General features: G+C 71.0%; 17 protein-coding genes. 15 read left to right on the top strand and 2 right to left on the bottom strand.

Annotation, left to right across the window (positions count from 1 at the left end; genetic code table 11):
• The first annotated feature begins 18 nt into the window (after positions 1–18).
• The 12 genes from ACWC5C_RS22675 (at position 19) to ACWC5C_RS22620 (ending at position 12,773) form a co-directional block, all read left to right on the top strand.
• Entirely contained in the window at positions 19–561 is a 543-nt protein-coding gene (locus tag ACWC5C_RS22675; RefSeq protein ID WP_385444519.1) for a hypothetical protein, read from the top strand.
• A gap of 202 nt (positions 562–763) precedes the next feature.
• Positions 764–1,696: a pyridoxal 5'-phosphate synthase lyase subunit PdxS gene (gene pdxS / locus ACWC5C_RS22670; RefSeq protein ID WP_385444521.1), complete on the top strand. Its 933-nt coding sequence runs from the start codon at positions 764–766 to the stop codon at positions 1,694–1,696.
• Positions 1,697–1,813: 117 nt separating this feature from the next.
• A complete protein-coding gene (gene pdxT, locus ACWC5C_RS22665) occupies positions 1,814–2,416 on the top strand; it encodes a pyridoxal 5'-phosphate synthase glutaminase subunit PdxT (RefSeq protein WP_450877925.1) in 603 nt (200 codons plus the stop codon).
• 64 nt (positions 2,417–2,480) lie between these two features.
• Positions 2,481–3,233 (top strand): YebC/PmpR family DNA-binding transcriptional regulator, encoded by a 753-nt coding sequence (locus ACWC5C_RS22660; protein WP_450877923.1) that lies wholly within the window; start codon positions 2,481–2,483, stop codon positions 3,231–3,233.
• A 152-nt stretch (positions 3,234–3,385) separates the two neighbouring features.
• Positions 3,386–3,934: a crossover junction endodeoxyribonuclease RuvC gene (ruvC, locus tag ACWC5C_RS22655; protein WP_385444525.1), complete on the top strand. Its 549-nt coding sequence runs from the start codon at positions 3,386–3,388 to the stop codon at positions 3,932–3,934.
• The gene (gene ruvA, locus ACWC5C_RS22650; RefSeq protein ID WP_450877921.1) at positions 3,931–4,551 is read left to right on the top strand and encodes a Holliday junction branch migration protein RuvA; all 621 of its coding nucleotides are present in this window, start codon (positions 3,931–3,933) and stop codon (positions 4,549–4,551) included. Before ruvC ends, ruvA begins: the two co-directional genes overlap by 4 nt.
• Positions 4,552–4,618: 67 nt before the next feature.
• A complete protein-coding gene (gene ruvB, locus ACWC5C_RS22645) occupies positions 4,619–5,722 on the top strand; it encodes a Holliday junction branch migration DNA helicase RuvB (RefSeq protein ID WP_450877919.1) in 1,104 nt (367 codons plus the stop codon).
• Positions 5,723–5,926: 204 nt separating this feature from the next.
• Complete coding sequence (gene yajC, locus ACWC5C_RS22640; protein ID WP_450877917.1) at positions 5,927–6,433, top strand: preprotein translocase subunit YajC; 507 nt, start codon at positions 5,927–5,929, stop codon at positions 6,431–6,433.
• Positions 6,434–6,582: 149 nt separating this feature from the next.
• Positions 6,583–8,355 (top strand): protein translocase subunit SecD, encoded by a 1,773-nt coding sequence (gene secD, locus ACWC5C_RS22635; protein ID WP_450877915.1) that lies wholly within the window; start codon positions 6,583–6,585, stop codon positions 8,353–8,355.
• 1 nt (position 8,356) lies between these two features.
• Positions 8,357–9,490 (top strand): protein translocase subunit SecF, encoded by a 1,134-nt coding sequence (secF, locus tag ACWC5C_RS22630; RefSeq protein ID WP_450877913.1) that lies wholly within the window; start codon positions 8,357–8,359, stop codon positions 9,488–9,490.
• Positions 9,487–10,080, top strand: coding sequence for an adenine phosphoribosyltransferase (locus tag ACWC5C_RS22625; RefSeq protein ID WP_450877911.1), 594 nt, complete (start codon positions 9,487–9,489; stop codon positions 10,078–10,080). The genes secF and ACWC5C_RS22625 overlap by 4 nt, the downstream gene beginning before the upstream one ends.
• Positions 10,081–10,247: 167 nt before the next feature.
• Positions 10,248–12,773, top strand: coding sequence for a RelA/SpoT family protein (locus ACWC5C_RS22620; protein WP_385444537.1), 2,526 nt, complete (start codon positions 10,248–10,250; stop codon positions 12,771–12,773).
• A gap of 91 nt (positions 12,774–12,864) precedes the next feature.
• On the opposite strand, the gene ACWC5C_RS22615 is transcribed toward ACWC5C_RS22620, so the two are convergent.
• Both ACWC5C_RS22615 and ACWC5C_RS22610 read right to left on the bottom strand, forming a co-directional pair.
• Positions 12,865–14,094 carry a DUF349 domain-containing protein gene (locus tag ACWC5C_RS22615; protein WP_450877909.1) on the bottom strand — a complete coding sequence of 410 codons (1,230 nt, stop codon included), beginning with the start codon at positions 14,092–14,094 and terminating at the stop codon, positions 12,865–12,867.
• 214 nt (positions 14,095–14,308) lie between these two features.
• Positions 14,309–15,169: a peptidylprolyl isomerase gene (locus ACWC5C_RS22610; protein ID WP_450877907.1), complete on the bottom strand. Its 861-nt coding sequence runs from the start codon at positions 15,167–15,169 to the stop codon at positions 14,309–14,311.
• Positions 15,170–15,327: 158 nt separating this feature from the next.
• Here ACWC5C_RS22610 and ACWC5C_RS22605 point away from each other — a divergent pair, with 158 nt between their 5' ends.
• The 3 genes from ACWC5C_RS22605 (at position 15,328) to ACWC5C_RS22595 (ending at position 18,230) form a co-directional block, all read left to right on the top strand.
• Entirely contained in the window at positions 15,328–16,047 is a 720-nt protein-coding gene (locus ACWC5C_RS22605; RefSeq protein ID WP_385444541.1) for an MBL fold metallo-hydrolase, read from the top strand.
• A gap of 14 nt (positions 16,048–16,061) precedes the next feature.
• Positions 16,062–17,324 (top strand): histidine--tRNA ligase, encoded by a 1,263-nt coding sequence (hisS, locus tag ACWC5C_RS22600; protein ID WP_450877904.1) that lies wholly within the window; start codon positions 16,062–16,064, stop codon positions 17,322–17,324.
• Between the two features lie 258 nt (positions 17,325–17,582).
• The gene (locus ACWC5C_RS22595) at positions 17,583–18,230 is read left to right on the top strand and encodes a vitamin K epoxide reductase family protein (protein WP_385444545.1); all 648 of its coding nucleotides are present in this window, start codon (positions 17,583–17,585) and stop codon (positions 18,228–18,230) included.

The following is an 18,230-nucleotide window of genomic DNA, read 5'->3' as shown; positions in this document are numbered from 1 at the left end:
ACGGTAGCGTGGCGCGCCGTGAGCACACTGATCTGGATCGCGGTCGCGCTGGTCGTCGTCGCCGTCTATCTGAGCTGGACCGCGGGGCGGCTGGACCGGCTGCACAGCCGTCAGGACGCGGCACGGGCGGCGCTGGACGCGCAGCTGCTGCGCCGCGCCTCCATCACCCAGGAGCTGGGCACCGCCGGGGTGCTCGACCCGGCCTCGTCGATGGTGCTCTACCAGGCCGCGCACGCCGCCCGGCAGGCCGAGGAGGAGCACCGTGAGGTCGCCGAGAGCGAGCTGAGCCAGGCGCTGCGGGCCGTCTTCGAGGAGCCCGCGCAGGTCGAGGCGGTGCGGGAGGCGCCGGGCGGTGAGGCGGCCCTGGAGGAGCTGGCGGAGGCGGTGCGCCGGGTGCCGATGGCGCGGCGGTTCCACAACGACGCGGTGCGGGCGTCGCGGGCGCTGCGGCGCCACCGCAAGGTGCGCTGGTTCCGGCTGGCGGGGCATGCCCCGTTCCCGCTGGCCTTCGAGATGGACGACGAGCCTCCGGCGGCCCTGGTGGCGCGCGCGGCGCACTGACGCCTCGGGCTACCGGGCTTCCGGAGGGCGTTGGAGCCACCGGCCTTCGATTGGCCCTTGCCGAGGCCCGGCCGGACCGGGTTTCGTTGATGCGTGTACCACACACGTCCATGACCCGGACCGGATGGCCGGGTCATGAACAGGTATCGAACGGCCCTACGATGGGCTCATCGCACTTTTCACTATCGAGTGAGGTCAAACCGTGTCCACCACGTCCGCCAGCACGTCCCCGTCCGCCCAGAATCCGGCGGCTCCCGCGACCGGCACCGCCCGCGTCAAGCGCGGCATGGCCGAGCAGCTCAAGGGCGGCGTGATCATGGACGTCGTCACGCCGGAGGAAGCCAAGATCGCCGAGGACGCCGGTGCCGTCGCGGTCATGGCGCTGGAGCGGGTCCCGGCCGACATCCGCAAGGACGGCGGCGTGGCCCGGATGTCCGACCCGGACATGATCGACGGCATCATCAGCGCGGTCTCCATCCCGGTCATGGCGAAGTCCCGGATCGGCCACTTCGTCGAGGCGCAGGTGCTGCAGTCCCTGGGCGTCGACTACATCGACGAGTCCGAGGTGCTGACCCCGGCCGACGAGGTCAACCACAGCGACAAGTGGTCCTTCACCACCCCGTTCGTGTGCGGTGCCACCAACCTGGGCGAGGCGCTGCGCCGGATCGCCGAGGGCGCGGCGATGATCCGTTCCAAGGGCGAGGCCGGTACCGGCAACGTCGTCGAGGCGGTCCGTCACCTGCGCCAGATCAAGAACGAGATCGCCCGGCTGCGCGGCCTGGACAACCACGAGCTGTACGCCGCGGCCAAGGAGCTGCGCGCCCCGTACGAGCTGGTCGCGGAGATCGCGCAGACCGGCAAGCTGCCGGTCGTGCTGTTCTCCGCCGGTGGTGTCGCCACCCCGGCCGACGCCGCGCTGATGCGTCAGCTCGGCGCGGAGGGCGTCTTCGTGGGCTCCGGCATCTTCAAGTCCGGCGACCCGGCGAAGCGCGCCGCGGCGATCGTGAAGGCGACCACCTTCTACGACGACCCGAAGGTCATCGCGGACGCGTCCCGCGACCTGGGCGAGGCCATGGTCGGCATCAACTGCGACACCCTCCCCGAGGCCGAGCGGTACGCCAACCGCGGCTGGTAGCCACGGGCTGATCAGCACCGCATGACGCGTCCGGTGGACGGTCCGCGCCGCCGCGGGCCGTCCACCGTTCGCGTATCCCCCGTACAACCGAGCTGACATCCGAGAGGTCCCCGTACCGTGTCCGAGACGTCCCAGACTCCCCTCATCGGCGTGCTCGCCCTCCAGGGCGACGTCCGTGAGCACCTGGCCGCGCTCACCGCCGTCGGCGCCGAGGCCCGGCCGGTGCGCCGCCCCGAGGAGCTGGCCGAGGTCGAGGGTCTGGTGATCCCCGGCGGCGAGTCCACCACCATGTCCAAGCTCGCGGTGATCTTCGGGCTGCTGGAGCCGCTGCGCGAGCGGGTCCGGGCGGGCCTGCCGGTATACGGCACCTGCGCCGGTATGATCATGGTCGCGGACAAGATCCTCGACGGCCGGGAGGACCAGGAGACCCTGGGCGGCATCGACATGATCGTGCGCCGTAACGCCTTCGGCCGCCAGAACGAGTCCTTCGAGGCCGCCGTCGGCATCAAGGGCATCGAGGGCGGCCCGGTGGAGGGCGTCTTCATCCGCGCGCCGTGGGTCGAGTCGGTGGGCGCCGGTGCCGAGGTGCTGGCGACGTACGAGGGGCACGCGGTCGCGGTCCGGCAGGGCAATGTCCTGGCGACGTCGTTCCACCCGGAACTGACCGGTGACCACCGGGTGCACGCCTTGTTCGCCGGTATGGTGCGGGCCGCGCGCTGAGCGGCGATCCCGGTAGGATCTCAGGCGTTCGTACAGAATTGGGTAACGCGAAGGAGACAGGCGGATGTCCGGCCACTCTAAATGGGCTACGACGAAGCACAAGAAGGCCGTGATCGATGCCAAGCGCGGCAAGCTCTTCGCGAAGCTGATCAAGAACATCGAGGTCGCTGCCCGGATGGGCGGAGCCGACATCGACGGCAATCCGACGCTCTACGACGCCATTCAGAAGGCCAAGAAGCAGTCGGTTCCGAACAAGAACATCGACAGCGCGGTCAAGCGCGGTGCCGGTCTTGAGGCGGGCGGCGCCCAGTACGAGACGATCATGTACGAGGGCTACGGCCCCAACGGCGTCGCGGTGCTCATCGAGTGCCTGACCGACAACCGCAACCGCGCCGCCTCCGACGTCCGCGTGGCCATGACCCGCAACGGCGGCTCGATGGCCGACCCGGGCTCGGTGTCGTACCTGTTCAACCGCAAGGGCGTCGTGATCGTCCCCAAGGGCGAGCTGTCCGAGGACGACGTGCTGGCCGCGGTGCTCGACGCGGGCGCCGAGGAGGTCAACGACCTCGGTGAGTCCTTCGAGGTCCTGAGCGAGGCCACCGATCTGGTCGCGGTCCGCACCGCGCTCCAGAAGGAGGGCATCGACTACGACTCGGCCGACACCAACTTCGTGCCCACCATGCAGGTGGAGCTGGAGGAAGACGCCGCGCGCAAGATCTTCAAGCTGATCGACGCGCTCGAGGACAGCGACGACGTGCAGAACGTCTTCGCCAACTTCGACGTCTCCGACGAGGTCATGGCCAAGGTCGACGCCTGAGGGCACATCAGCGCACACACACGGCGGGCGGGTCGGCGGGGACACACCCCACCGGCCCGTCGGCGTTGTCGGCCGGTGCTGTCGGTGGCAGCCGCTAGCCTGCAGGAACACATGACCGAAGCGTGATCGGGGCGACGAAGGGGAGGGCCGCGGTGCGGGTGCTGGGCGTGGACCCGGGGCTGACCCGGTGCGGCATCGGCGTGGTCGAGGGGGTCGCGGGCCGCCCGCTGCGGATGCTGGGCGTCGGCGTCGTACGGACCCCGGCGGACGCCGCGATCGGCGACCGCCTCGTCCTCGTCGAGCGCGGCATCGAGGAGTGGCTGGAGGCGTACCGGCCCGAATACGTCGCGGTGGAGCGGGTGTTCAGCCAGCACAACGTGCAGACCGTGATGGGCACCGCCCAGGCCAGCGCCGTCGCCATGCTCTGTGCCGCCCGCCGCGGGCTGCCGGTCGCGCTGCACACCCCCAGCGAGGTCAAGGCCGCCGTCACCGGCTCAGGGCGCGCCGAGAAGGCACAGGTCGGCGCGATGGTCACCCGGCTGCTGCGGCTGGACGCCCCGCCCAAACCGGCCGACGCCGCCGACGCCCTGGCGCTCGCCATCTGCCACATCTGGCGCGCCCCCGCGACCAACCGGCTCCAGCAGGCCGTCGCCGCCCACCGCACCACCCCGAGCCGCCCCAGGAAAGGCCGTATTACATGATCGCGTTCGTCTCCGGTCCGGTCGCGGCCCTCGCCCCGGACACCGCCGTCGTCGAGGTCGGCGGCGTCGGGATGGCGGTCCAGTGCACCCCGGGCACCCTGGCCGGGCTGCGGGTCGGCGAACCGGCCCGGCTCGCCACCTCGCTCGTGGTCCGCGAGGACTCCCTGACGCTGTACGGCTTCGCGGACGACGACGAGCGCCAGGTCTTCGAGCTGCTCCAGACCGCCAGCGGGGTCGGCCCCCGGCTCGCCCAGGCCATGCTGGCGGTCCACGCGCCGGACGCGCTGCGGCTCGCCGTCTCCACCGGAGACGAGAAGGCGCTCACCGCCGTCCCCGGCATCGGCAAGAAGGGGGCGCAGAAGCTGCTGCTGGAGCTGAAGGACCGGCTCGGCGCGCCGGTCGGCAGGAGCGTGCCCGCCGCCCGCCCGGCCACCGCCGGGGGCTGGAGCGACCAGCTGCACACCGCCCTGGTCGGCCTCGGCTACGCCACCCGGGAGGCCGACGAGGCGGTGGCCGCCGTCACCCCGCAGGCCGAGGCGGCCCTGGCCGAGGGCGGTGCGCCGCAGGTGGCGCAGCTGCTGCGGGCCGCCCTGCAGACCCTGAACCGCACCCGCTGACCGGCCGCCGGGGCGCCATGCCGCGCCCGGCCGGACCGCTCGATGAGATCTCGCGAGGCGAAACGCAGTGAACTGGGACGAGACCGCACCGGCCGACGCCGACGACGCCCTCACCGGCGCCCTGCCCGGTGACGCGGGCAGCCGGCTGGTGGGCGCCGACGCCGACGGGGACGACCAGGCGGTGGAGGCCGCCCTCCGCCCCAAGGACCTGGGGGAGTTCGTCGGCCAGGAGCGGGTCCGCGAACAGCTGGACCTGGTCCTCAAGGCGGCCCGGCAGCGCGGCGGCACCGCCGACCACGTGCTGCTCTCCGGCGCGCCCGGGCTCGGCAAGACCACCCTCTCGATGATCATCGCGGCCGAGATGAACGCCCCGATCCGCATCACCTCAGGACCGGCCATCCAGCACGCGGGCGACCTCGCCGCGATCCTCTCCTCGCTCACCGAGGGCGAGGTGCTGTTCCTGGACGAGATCCACCGCATGTCCCGGCCCGCCGAGGAGATGCTGTACATGGCGATGGAGGACTTCCGCGTCGACGTCATCGTCGGCAAGGGGCCCGGGGCCACCGCCATCCCGCTGGAGCTGCCGCCGTTCACCCTGGTCGGCGCGACCACCCGGGCCGGGCTGCTGCCGCCCCCGCTGCGCGACCGCTTCGGCTTCACCGGCCACATGGAGTTCTACGCCCCCGCCGAGCTGGAGCGCGTGATCCACCGCTCCGCACGGCTGCTGGAGGTGACCATAGAGCCCGACGGCGCGTCCGAGATCGCCGGGCGCTCCCGGGGCACGCCCCGGATCGCCAACCGGCTGCTGCGCCGGGTCCGCGACTACGCCCAGGTCAAGGCGGACGGCCTCATCACCCGGGAGATCGCCGCGAGCGCCCTGGCGGTCTACGACGTGGACGGCCGCGGTCTCGACCGGCTGGACCGGGCGGTGCTCAGCGCCCTGCTCAAGCTGTTCGGCGGCGGCCCGGTGGGCCTGTCCACCCTCGCGGTCGCGGTGGGGGAGGAGCGTGAGACGGTGGAGGAGGTCGCCGAGCCGTTCCTGGTACGCGAGGGCCTGCTGGCCCGTACGCCCCGGGGCCGGATCGGGACCCCCGCGGCCTGGGAGCATCTGGGCCTCACCCCACCGCAGCGCGGTGCCGGGGGCGGCCAGAGCGGCCTCTTCGAGGCATGAAGGCGTGTGACTCCGGCATCATGGCGTCAAGAGCGAATAATGGTGGGGTCAGGAACCCCGGTGCCACGCCGGGCGTTGTTCCATAGGTGCGGGCTCGCTTAGACTCCGCCGATGCCGTCCGTATGCCGTCCGTTCTTCCGGCTGGCATACCCACCCCCGTAGACCAGGCCGCGCCCCAGCGGTCGTGTGAAGGATCTCCGTCCCGTGAATATCGTGACTCTCCTGCCGTTCATCGTGCTCATCGGGGCCATGTTCCTGATGACTCGGTCGGCCAAGAACAAGCAGCGCCAGGCCGCACAGATGCGCGACACCATGCAGCCGGGCACCGGCGTGCGGACCATCGGCGGCATGTACGCGACGGTCAAGGAGGTCCACGACGACACGGTCCTCCTTGAGGTGGCTCCCGCCGTTCACGCGATCTACGCGAAGAACGCGATCGGCGCCGTCCTCTCCGACGCCGAGTACAACCACATCGTCCACGGCATCGACCCCGACGAGGACGAGGCCGCCAAGGCCTCGGTCGTCCCGGACGACGCCTCCTCGCTGACCACGCCCGCGGGCGGCGACGATGACGCCGCCGACGCCCCGGCGTCCGGTGAGCCGGAGGACGAGAAGGCCGGCGCCAAGAAGATCGACCTCGGCAAGAACGACGCCGACGCGGCCGACGCGCCCGAGGACGAAAAGCGGGACGGCGGCGCCGACGCGAAGTAGTCCTGCACTGTGTGAACACGGCGTGCCCCCGCTCGGCGCGCCGTGATTCATGGACGGTCTAGGCTCCGGCGGGGGCACGTCCCCACAAGACTTCGTGGCCGCCCCGCGCGCATGCGTCGCGGGGCGGCCTGACAGGGAGATACGACAAGGTGGCAGCACCGAAGAAGGGCCGCAGGTCCCCAGGGTCGCAGGGCAGGCCCGGGCGCGCGCTGGCCGTGATCCTGATCGCCATGGTGGCGCTCACCGCGGGGATGTTCATCTCCGGTCACACCACACCGCGCCTGGGTATCGACCTCGCGGGCGGCACCAGCTTCACGCTGGAGGCCAAGAACCAGCCGGGCAAGCCCAACGCGATCAACACGGCCAACATGAACACCGCCGTGGGCATCATCGAGCGGCGGGTCAACGGTCTGGGCGTGTCCGAGGCGGAGGTCCAGACCCAGGGCCCGAAGCACATCATCGTGAACATCCCCAAGGGGTTGGACGCGAAGCAGGCCCGGCAGCAGGTCGGCACCACCGCGCAGTTGTACTTCCGGCCGGTGATGACCACCACGTCCGGCGGCAAGACCAAGCAGCCCGGCAGCACCCCGAGCCCCTCCGCGAGCGCGTCCAAGGGCAAGCCGGACAAGGGCGACCAGGGCAGCAGCGGGAAGCCCGAGAACGAGCCCAGCCCCTCCGCGAGCACCCAGGGCCGTGCCGTCCCCGAGGCGCTGAAGGCCGACAAGGCCGCGCCGACCCCGGACCCGTCCAAGACCCCCCAGAGCGGCGAGACGGGCAAGCCGTCGGACGCCCCCAGCCAGTCCGACCAGGAGAAGCTGGCCAAGGACTTCGCGGCGCTGGACTGCACCACCAGGGCGGGGCGCGCCGCGGCAGCGGAGAAGGCGGCCAACACCAAGCCGACCGACCCCGTTCTGGCCTGCAGCCAGAAGGGTGACTCGAAGTTCGTCCTGGCCCCCTCCGAGGTCGAGGGCACCGACGTGGACGACGCCTCGTCCGTCTTCGACAGCCAGAACGCCTCGGGCTGGATCGTGCAGCTCGACTTCAACAGCAAGGGCGCCAAGAAGTTCGCGAAGACGACCGGCGAGCTGACCAAGCAGCAGGCGCCGCAGAACCGCTTCGCGATCGTCCTGGACGGCGAGGTCGTCTCCGACCCCGAGGTCACCCAGGGCGCCATCACCGGCGGCCGCGCCACCATCTCCGGCGGCTTCACCCAGCAGAGCGCCTCGGACCTGGCCAACGTGCTGTCCTTCGGCGCCCTGCCGCTGTCCTTCGACATCGCGGACGAGACCACCGTCTCCGCGGCCCTCGGCGGCGAGCAGCTGAACGCCGGTCTGATCGCCGGTGCCATCGGCCTGGCCCTCGTGGTGATCTACCTGGTCGTCTACTACCGAGGCCTGTCCCTGGTGGCCATGGCGTCCCTCGCGGCCTCCGCCATACTGACGTACACGATCATGGTGCTGCTCGGCCCGGGTATCGGCTTCGCGCTGAACCTGCCCGCCGTCTGCGGTGCGATCGTGGCCATCGGTATCACCGCCGACTCGTTCATCGTCTACTTCGAGCGCATCCGTGACGAGATCCGTGAGGGCCGCTCGCTGCGTCCGGCCGTCGAGCGCGGCTGGCCCCGGGCCCGGCGCACCATCCTGGTCTCCGACTTCGTGTCGTTCCTCGCCGCCGCGGTGCTCTTCATCGTGACCGTCGGCAAGGTGAAGGGCTTCGCCTTCACCCTGGGGCTGACCACGCTGCTCGACGTCGTCGTGGTGTTCCTGTTCACCAAGCCGCTGATGACGCTCCTCGCCCGCCGCCCGTTCTTCGGGAACGGTCACCCGTGGTCCGGTCTGGATCCCAAGCGCCTCGGGGCCAAACCGCCACTGCGCCGCAGTCGTCCCGCCGCCCCCGGCCCCGCCGACACGAAGGAGGCGTGAGATGTCGCGACTCGGCAATCTCGGCGCCAGGCTCTACCGAGGCGAGGTCGGCTACGACTTCGTCGGCAAGCGGAAGATCTGGTACGCCATCTCGATACTGATCACCATCACGGCCATCGCAGGCCTGGCGGTGCGCGGGCTCAACATGGGCATCGAGTTCTCCGGCGGCGCGGTCTTCAACACCCCGAGCAGCAACATCTCGGTCTCCCAGGCCCAGGAGGTGGCGGAGCGGGCGTCCGGCGGCCACACCGCCGTCGTCCAGGAACTGGGCCGCGGTGGTCTGCGGATCCAGATCAGCGAGCTGGGCACCAAGGAAGCGGTGCCGGTCCAGGAGAACCTGGCCAAGGAGCTGGGCGTCAAGACCGACAAGATCGACACCCAGCTGGTCGGCCCGAGCTGGGGTGAGGAGATCGCCGGTAAGGCCTGGCAGGGCCTCGCGATCTTCATGGTCCTGGTGGTGATCTATCTCGCCATCGCCTTCGAATGGCGGATGGCACTGGCCGCCCTGATCGCCCTGATCCACGACCTCACCATCACCGTCGGTGTCTACGCGCTGGTCGGCTTCGAGGTCACCCCGGGCACCGTGATCGGTCTGCTGACGATCCTCGGTTACTCCCTCTACGACACCGTCGTGGTCTTCGACGGTCTCAAGGAGGGCGCCAAGGACATCACCAAACAGACCCGCTACACCTACGCCGAAGTGGCCAACCGCAGCCTCAACTCGACCCTGGTGCGCTCCATCAACACCACGGTCGTGGCGCTGCTGCCGGTCGGCGCGATGCTCTTCATCGGCGGCGGTCTGCTCGGCGCGGGCATGCTCAACGACATCTCGCTCGCCCTGTTCGTCGGCCTCGCCGCCGGCGCGTACTCCTCGATCTTCATCGCCACCCCGCTGGTCTCCGACTTCAAGAGCCGCGACCCGCAGATGAAGGCGCTGGCCAAGCGGGTGCGCGCCAAGCGCGCCGCGGCCGCCAAGGCCGACGCCGAGCGCGAGGGGAAGGACGAGGACCACTCGGCCGACGAGGGCGACGAAGCGGACCTGGAGGACGCGGCCACGGCCGGAGTCGTCGGCCAGCGCCGCCAGCCCGCCGCCCGCAACCGGGGCCGCGGCCGACCGTCGGGGAAGCGCCGATGAGCGGGCAGGCCGCGGAGCAGACCGCGACCGCGACCCCCGGCCCCCTCGGCACCGAGGAGCTGCGCGGGCTGCTGCTCAGCCGCATCCAGGACGTGCCGGACTACCCGCAGCCGGGCGTGATGTTCAAGGACATCACTCCGCTGCTGGCCGACGCCGCCGCCTTCTCCGCGCTGACCGAGGCGCTCGCCGAGCTGTGCGTGCGGCACCGGGCGGACAAGGTCGTGGGCCTGGAGGCGCGCGGCTTCATCCTCGCCGCCCCGGCCGCCGTGCGCGCCGGGATCGGCTTCGTACCGGTCCGCAAGGCCGGAAAGCTCCCCGGGGCGACCCTGGGGCAGGCGTACGAGCTGGAGTACGGCACCGCGGAGATCGAGATACACGCGGACGCGCTGGCCCCCGGCGACCGGGTCCTGGTCATCGACGACGTGCTCGCCACCGGCGGCACCGCCGAGGCGTCGCTCCAGCTCATCCGGCGGGCCGGCGCGCAGGTCGCCGGGGTCGCCGTGCTCATGGAGCTGGGCTTCCTGGAGGGCCGCAGACGCTTGCTGAGCGCGCTCGACAGCGCCCCGCTGGAGGCCCTGATCACGGTCTGACCGGAATCCGCCGAAACCGCCGCCGGAGGGCGGGGACCTGCGCAAGGAACAGGTCCCCGCCCTCCGGCGTTCCCCGGACATCGCGGCCGAGAGGCAAGCGGAGTGGCGGGATCGATACCATTGGCACCCCGACCCCCCGGGGTCCGGACCGCTTGAGGAGTGCTCTCTTGCCAGACGAGGCCCAGCCGCTCTCCCCCGGAGTCCGTCCCGCAGCGGACGCGACCACCGCCGCCGAGCCGACGGCGGCCTCAGCCACGCCCGGAAACGGCGCGGACCGTCCGGCCCCGGCGTCCGGCGCCCCCGAGCAGACGCGCCCGAAGCCCCCGGCGGCGGGCCGCCCGGGCGAGCTGAGGCCCGCCCCGGCCGCGCCGCGCACCACCCAGAGCCCGGCCCCGCGCTCCGGCTCGTCCAACCGCGTACGCGCCCGCCTCGCCCGCCTCGGCGTGCAGCGCTCCAGCCCGTACAACCCGGTCCTGGAGCCCCTGCTGCGCATCGTGCGCGGCAACGACCCCAAGGCGGACGGCGCCACGCTGCGCCAGATCGAGCGCGCGTACCAGGTGGCCGAGCGCTGGCACCGGGGCCAGAAGCGCAAGAGCGGCGATCCGTACATCACCCACCCGCTCGCGGTGACCACGATCCTCGCCGAGCTGGGTATGGATCCGGCCACGTTGATGGCCGGGCTGCTGCACGACACCGTCGAGGACACCGAGTACGGCCTGGACACCCTGCGCCGCGACTTCGGCGATCAGGTCGCCCTGCTCGTCGACGGCGTCACCAAGCTGGACAAGGTCAAGTTCGGCGAGGCGGCCCAGGCCGAGACCGTGCGCAAGATGGTCGTCGCGATGGCCAAGGACCCCCGGGTCCTGGTGATCAAGCTCGCCGACCGGCTGCACAACATGCGCACCATGCGCTACCTGAAGCGGGAGAAGCAGGAGAAGAAGGCCCGCGAGACGCTGGAGATCTACGCCCCGCTCGCCCACCGGCTGGGCATGAACACCATCAAGTGGGAGCTGGAGGACCTCGCCTTCGCGATCCTCTACCCCAAGATGTACGACGAGATCGTCCGGCTGGTCGCCGAGCGCGCCCCCAAGCGCGACGAGTACCTGGCCGTCGTCACCGACCAGGTCCAGGGCGATCTGCGAGCGGCCCGCATCAAGGCGACCGTCACCGGCCGCCCCAAGCACTACTACTCCGTCTACCAGAAGATGATCGTGCGGGGCCGGGACTTCGCCGAGATCTACGACCTGGTGGGCATCAGGGTGCTCGTCGACACCGTCCGCGACTGCTACGCGGCGCTCGGGACCATCCACGCGCGGTGGAACCCGGTGCCCGGGCGGTTCAAGGACTACATCGCGATGCCCAAGTTCAACATGTACCAGTCGCTGCACACGACGGTCATCGGGCCCAGCGGCAAGCCGGTCGAGCTGCAGATCCGCACCTTCGACATGCACCGGCGCGCCGAATACGGCATCGCCGCGCACTGGAAGTACAAGCAGGAGGCCGTCGCGGGCACCTCCAAGGTGCGCACCGACGTGCCCCGGGGCAAGGCCGGCAAGGACGACGCCGTCAACGACATGGCGTGGCTGCGGCAGCTCCTGGACTGGCAGAAGGAGACCGAGGACCCGGGCGAGTTCCTGGAGTCGCTGCGGTTCGACCTGTCCCGTAACGAGGTCTTCGTCTTCACGCCCAAGGGCGACGTCATAGCGCTGCCCGCCGGGGCCACCCCGGTGGACTTCGCCTACGCCGTCCACACCGAGGTCGGGCACCGCACGATCGGGGCGCGGGTGAACGGGCGGCTGGTGCCGCTGGAGTCGACCCTCGACAACGGCGACCTGGTGGAGGTCTTCACCTCCAAGGCGGCCGGTGCCGGGCCGTCCCGCGACTGGCTGGGCTTCGTCAAGTCGCCGCGGGCCCGCAACAAGATCCGCGGCTGGTTCTCCAAGGAGCGCCGCGACGAGGCCATCGAGCAGGGCAAGGACGCGATCGTCCGGGCGATGCGCAAGCAGAACCTGCCGATCCAGCGGATCCTGACCGGCGACTCGCTGGTCACCCTCGCCCACGAGATGCGCTACCCGGACATCTCCTCGCTCTACGCGGCCATCGGCGAGGGCCATGTCTCCGCGCAGAACGTCGTCGGCAAGCTCGTCTCGGCCCTCGGTGGCGAGGAGGCCGCCAACGAGGACATCGCCGAGACCGCCCCGCCCATCCGGCGCTCCAAGCGCCGCTCCAACGCCGACCCGGGCGTCGTCGTCAAGGGCGTCGAGGACGTGTGGGTCAAGCTGGCCCGCTGCTGTACGCCGGTGCCGGGCGACCCCATCATCGGGTTCGTCACCCGCGGCAGCGGCGTCTCTGTGCACCGCGCGGACTGCGTCAACGTCGACTCGCTCTCCCAGCAGCCCGAGCGCATCCTCGACGTCGAGTGGGCGCCCACCCAGTCGTCGGTCTTCCTGGTCGCCATCCAGGTCGAGGCGCTGGACCGGTCCCGGCTGCTGTCGGACGTCACCCGCGTCCTGTCCGACCAGCACGTCAACATCCTGTCGGCGGCCGTGCAGACCTCCCGCGACCGGGTGGCCACCTCGCGCTTCACGTTCGAGATGGGCGACCCCAAGCATCTGGGACACGTCCTGAAGGCCGTACGCGGCGTCGAGGGCGTCTACGACGTGTACCGGGTCACTTCGGCCCGGGCGCGCTGAGAAAGCGCCGCAGAACGTCCGCAGAACGCGAAGGGCGGCCCCGGACTCTCCCGGGGCCGCCCTTCGCGTTCAGACGTTCAGCTGTCCGGCGTCAGCCGCCGAACTCCTCCAGGCCCTTGAGCGCCTGGTCCAGCAGCGCCTGCCGGCCCTCCAGCTCCTTGGAGAGCTTGTCGGCCTTCGCGTTGTTCCCCGCCGCGCGGGCCGCGTCGACCTGGGAGCGCAGCTTGTCGACGGCGTCCTGGAGCTGACCGGTGAGCCCCTGGGCGCGCGCCCGCGCCTCCGGGTTCGTACGCCGCCACTCGGCCTCGTCGGCCTCCTGGAAGGCGCGCTCGACCGTGTGCAGCCGGCCCTCGACGCGGGCGCGGGCGTCCCGCGGCACATGGCCGATGGCCTCCCACTGCTCGTTGATCGACCGGAACGCCGCGCGGGACGCCTTCAGGTCCGAGATCGGCAGCAGCTTCTCGGCCTCGGCGACCAGCTCCTCCTTGCGCTCCAGGTTCTCCCGCTGCTCGGCGTCGCGCTCCGCGAAGACCGCGCCCCGGGCCTGGAAGAAGACGTCCTGGGCGCCCCGGAACCGGTTCCACAGGTCGTCCTCGTGCTCGCGCTGCGCGCGGCCCGCGGCCTTCCAGTCGGACATCAGCTCCCGGTAGCGGGCCGCGGTCGGCCCCCAGTCGGTGGAGCCGGACAGCGCCTCCGCCTCGGCGACCAGCTTCTCCTTGGCCTGCCGGGCCTCCTCGCGCTGCGCGTCCAGCGCCGCGAAGTGCGCCTTGCGCCGCTTGGAGAACGCCGAGCGGGCGTGCGAGAACCGGTGCCACAGCGCGTCGTCCGTCTTGCGGTCCAGCCGCGGCAGGCCCTTCCAGGTGTCGACCAGGGCGCGCAGCCGCTCCCCGGCCGCCCGCCACTGCTCACTGGCCGCCAGCTCCTCGGCCTCGGCGACCAGCGCCTCCTTGGCCTGCCGGGCCTCGTCGGCCTGGACCGCCTTGGCCGCCCGGCGCTCCTCACGGCGCGCCTCGACGTCCTTGGCGAGCTGGTCGAGCCGCTTGCGCAGCGCGTCCAGGTCGCCGACCACATGGTGCTCGTCGACCTGATGCCGGATGTGTTCGATGGCCGCCGTCGCATCCTTGGCCGACAGGTCGGTGGTCTTGACCCGGCGCTCGAGAAGGTCGATCTCGACGACCAGACCGTCGTACTTGCGTTCGAAGTAGGCGAGGGCCTCTTCCGGCGATCCCGCCTGCCACGATCCGACGACCTGCTCACCGCCGGCCGTACGCACGTACACGGTCCCCGTCTCGTCGACGCGGCCCCAAGGCTCGCTGCTCACAGCGCCTCCTCCACATGATGCCGGGGCGGGCGTGCGGCCCGCGGGCATCGTCCACAGTTTCTTCCGGCCGGGCAGCGACGCCCGGGCCGGTCTCCCAGCAGGATGGTGCGGCCATCGCGGCAGACACCCTGCACAACGCCAACATAGGCGACCGGTGCCCCGGCTGTCCGTATCCTGCGCGACCGAAATTTCGCGGTACGCACGCCCGGCGACCTCAGGACTTGGTGACCTCCGCCTTGTTGATCACCACGCTGGCGTTCGGGGCGGTGTTCTGCATCTGATCCGGGGCCGCCGCTCCGGCGGAGGCGATCTTCTTCAGGACCTTCATACCGTCCTTGGAGATCTTCCCGAAGGGCGTGTAGTCCGGCGGCAGCGGGCTGTCCTGGTAGACCAGGAAGAACTGGCTGCCGCCGCTGTCGCGGCCCTGTTTGGTCTGCGCGTTGTACTGGTTCGCCATCGCGACCGTGCCCGCCGGGTACTTGTTGCCCTTGAGGGAGGGGTCCTTCAGGTTCTCGTCCGGCAGCTTGTAGCCGGGGCCGCCCGCGCCGGTGCCCTGCGGGTCACCGCACTGGAGCACGTAGATCTGCTGGGGCACCAGCCGGTGGCACTTGGTGTGGTCGAAGTACCCCTTGCCCGCCAGGAAGTTGAACGAGTTGACCGTGTGCGGCGCCTTGGCCGCGTCCATGTCGATGGAGATGTCCCCGCAGGTCGTCTCCAGGTTCATGGTGTACGAGGCCGACTTGTCGATGGAGACCGCGGGCTCCTTCTTGAACGACATCTTCTTCGGCTTCTTCCCCGCGACCGCCTTCGCCTCCTTGGCGCACGGGTCCGGCGCCTTGCTGGTGGCGGGGGCCGAAGGAGTGGACGCGGCGTCGTCCTTCTTCTTGTCCTTGTCGTCCCCGGAGAAGGCGCCCGCGGCCGCCACGGCCCCGCCGCCCGCCAGCACCACGGCCAGCACGGAAGCGATCACCACATTGCGCTGGCGGGACTTGCGCCGTGCCGTCTCGCGCCGCTGCTGCTGCCGCAGGTACTTCTCCCGGGCAAGCTGCCGCCGCCGCTGCTCGCTACTGACCACCGGGTCGTCTCCTCACGCCGTATGTCATTCGGTGTCCTGCCGGAGGGCTCGGCCGTACCGTATACGGGTTCGCTGTGCTGGGGCCGCCGCCGGTAGGCTCTGGAGCTGCCGACATTCTTCCGCCGGCCGACTCTTCCGGACGACATTTAAGGACGATCGTGCTCATTGCCGGGTTCCCCGCCGGGGCCTGGGGGACCAACTGCTACCTGGTCGCCCCCGCCGCGGGTGAGGAGTGCGTGATCATCGACCCGGGCCACCAAGCGGCCCAGGGCGTCGAGGAAGCCGTCTCCAAACACCGGCTCAAGCCTGTCGCCGTCATCCTCACCCACGGCCACATCGACCATGTCGCCTCGGTGGTCCCGGTCTGCGGCGCCCATGACGTACCGGCCTGGATCCACCCCGCCGACCGCTACATGATGAGCGACCCGGCCAAGGCGCTCGGGCGGTCCATCGGGACGCAGCTGATGGGCGAGCTGACCGTCGGCGAGCCGGACGACGTGAAGGAACTGGCCGACGGCTCCGAACTGAAGCTGGCCGGGATGGAGTTCACCGTCGCGCACGCGCCGGGCCATACCAAGGGGTCGGTGACCTTCAGGCTGCCCGAACAGGCGGACATCCCCCCGGTGTTCTTCTCGGGCGACCTGCTCTTCGCCGGCTCCATCGGACGCACCGATCTGCCCGGCGGCGACCACGCCGAGATCCTCGAGTCCCTGGCCCGCGTGTGCCTGCCGCTCGACGACTCGACCGTGGTGCTGTCCGGCCACGGCCCCCAGACCAGCATCGGCCGCGAGCGCGCCACCAACCCCTTCCTGCGGCAGGTGGCCGCCGGCCCCCAAGGCGCCGCCGACGCGGCCGCGGCTCCGCGACGAGGAATGTGACGAGAGAACCCACGTTGAGCACCTTCAAGGCCCCCAAGGGCACCTATGACCTGATCCCGCCGGTCTCCGCGACCTACCTCGCGGTGCGGGACGCCATCGCCACCCCGCTCCGGCGGTCCGGCTACGGCTACGTCGAGACCCCCGGCTTCGAGAACGTCGAACTCTTCGCGCGCGGTGTCGGCGAGTCCACCGACATCGTCACGAAGGAGATGTACACCCTCACCACCAAGGGCGGCGACGAGCTGGCGCTGCGCCCCGAGGGGACCGCGTCGGTGCTGCGCGCCGCGCTGGAGGCCAACCTGCACAAGGCCGGCAGCCTGCCGGTCAAGCTCTGGTACTCCGGCTCGTACTACCGCTACGAGCGCCCCCAGAAGGGCCGCTACCGCCACTTCTCGCAGGTCGGCGCCGAGGCGATCGGCGCAGAGGACCCGGCCCTCGACGCCGAGCTGATCATCCTCGCGCACGACGCCTACCGGTCGCTGGGGCTGCGTGACTTCCGCATCCTGCTGAACTCGCTCGGCGACGCCGAGTGCCGCCCCGTCTACCGGGCCGCCCTCCAGGACTTCCTGCGCGGGCTCGACCTGGACGAGGACACCCGGCGGCGCATCGACATCAACCCGCTGCGGGTGCTCGACGACAAGCGGGACGCCGTCCAGAAGCAGCTGACCGGAGCGCCGCTGCTGCGCGACTACCTGTGCGACGGCTGCCGCGAGTACCACGCGCAGGTGCGCGAGCTGATCACCGCGCAGGGCGTGGTCTTCGAGGACGACCCGAAGCTGGTCCGCGGCCTCGACTACTACACCCGGACCACCTTCGAGTTCGTCCACGACGGGCTCGGCTCGCAGTCCGCGGTCGGCGGCGGCGGCCGGTACGACGGCCTCTCCGAGATGATCGGCGGCCCGGCCCTCCCGTCGGTCGGCTGGGCGCTCGGGGTGGACCGTACGGTGCTCGCGCTGGAGGCCGAGGGCGTCCAGCTGGACCTGCCGGACGCGACGAGCGTCTTCGCCGTGCCGCTGGGGGAGGAGGCCCGGAAGGTCCTCTTCGGCGTCGTCGCCGAGCTGCGCAAGGAAGGCGTGGCGACGGACTTCGCGTACGGCGGCAAGGGGCTCAAGGCCGCGATGAAGGCCGCGAACCGCAGCGGGGCGCGGTACGCCATCGTGGCGGGCGAGCGGGACTTCGCGGAGGGCGTGGTCCAGCTGAAGGACATGGAGTCGGGCGAGCAGGAGGCCGTTCCGCTGTCCAAGATCGTGACCGCGGTCCAGGCGAAGCTGAGCTGACTCCCTTAGAGGGGGCTGCCGTCAACGCGGCGGGAGCGATTCATCCTGCCAATCGACGCGGCTCCCCGGGGCCGGTCCCGCCCGCCCGGGGCGGGATCATGGCCCCCTGAGCGCCCCGGAGCCCGTGCTTATCCCCGCCCAACGGAAGATCCGCGAAGATGGTCGGGCCCTGACAACGGGGCATTGCGGCGCCATGGGTTGGGGCACAATGGCCGTGCCCGACGGGGCCGGACAGTGTGGAGAGCGACGGACGGCGATATGGCGACGACACTGATGGACGACGTGGAGTCCGACGAGGCGCGGGACGGCGCTCGGACCGGAACGGGGGGCGGCCGCGCCTTCGCGCTCCTGCTCATGATCACCGGCGCGATGGGGCTGCTGGCGGCCTGGGTCATCACGCTCGACAAGAACAAGATCCTTGAGTTCAAGGCCGACGGCAAGGTCTTCACCCCCGGCTGCAGCCTCAACCCCGTGGTCTCCTGCGGCAACATCATGGAGAGCAAGCAGGCCGAGGCGTTCGGCTTCCCGAACCCGATGCTCGGCCTGGTCGCCTACGGGATCGTCATCTGCGTGGGCGTCTCCCTGCTGGCCGGGGCGCGCTTCCCGCGCTGGTACTGGCTGACGTTCAACGCGGGCACCCTCTTCGGCGCCGGGTTCGTGACCTGGCTCCAGTACGAGTCGCTGTACGTCATCGGCTCGCTGTGCCTGTGGTGCTGCCTCGCCTGGGTCGCCACCATCGTGATGTTCTGCTACGTCACCGGCCACAACCTCAAGCACGGCTACCTCCCGGCGCCCGACGGACTGCGGCGCGGGCTGCTGGAGTTCCACTGGGTGGTTCCGGTGATGTGGCTCGGCGTGATCGGGATGCTGATCCTGACGCGCTGGTGGGACTTCTGGACCAGCTAG

This window comes from Streptomyces sp. NPDC001700, from assembly GCF_053596435.1.
Note: the sequence above shows the minus strand (reverse complement) of the source record. Positions and strands in the feature narration are given on the sequence as shown.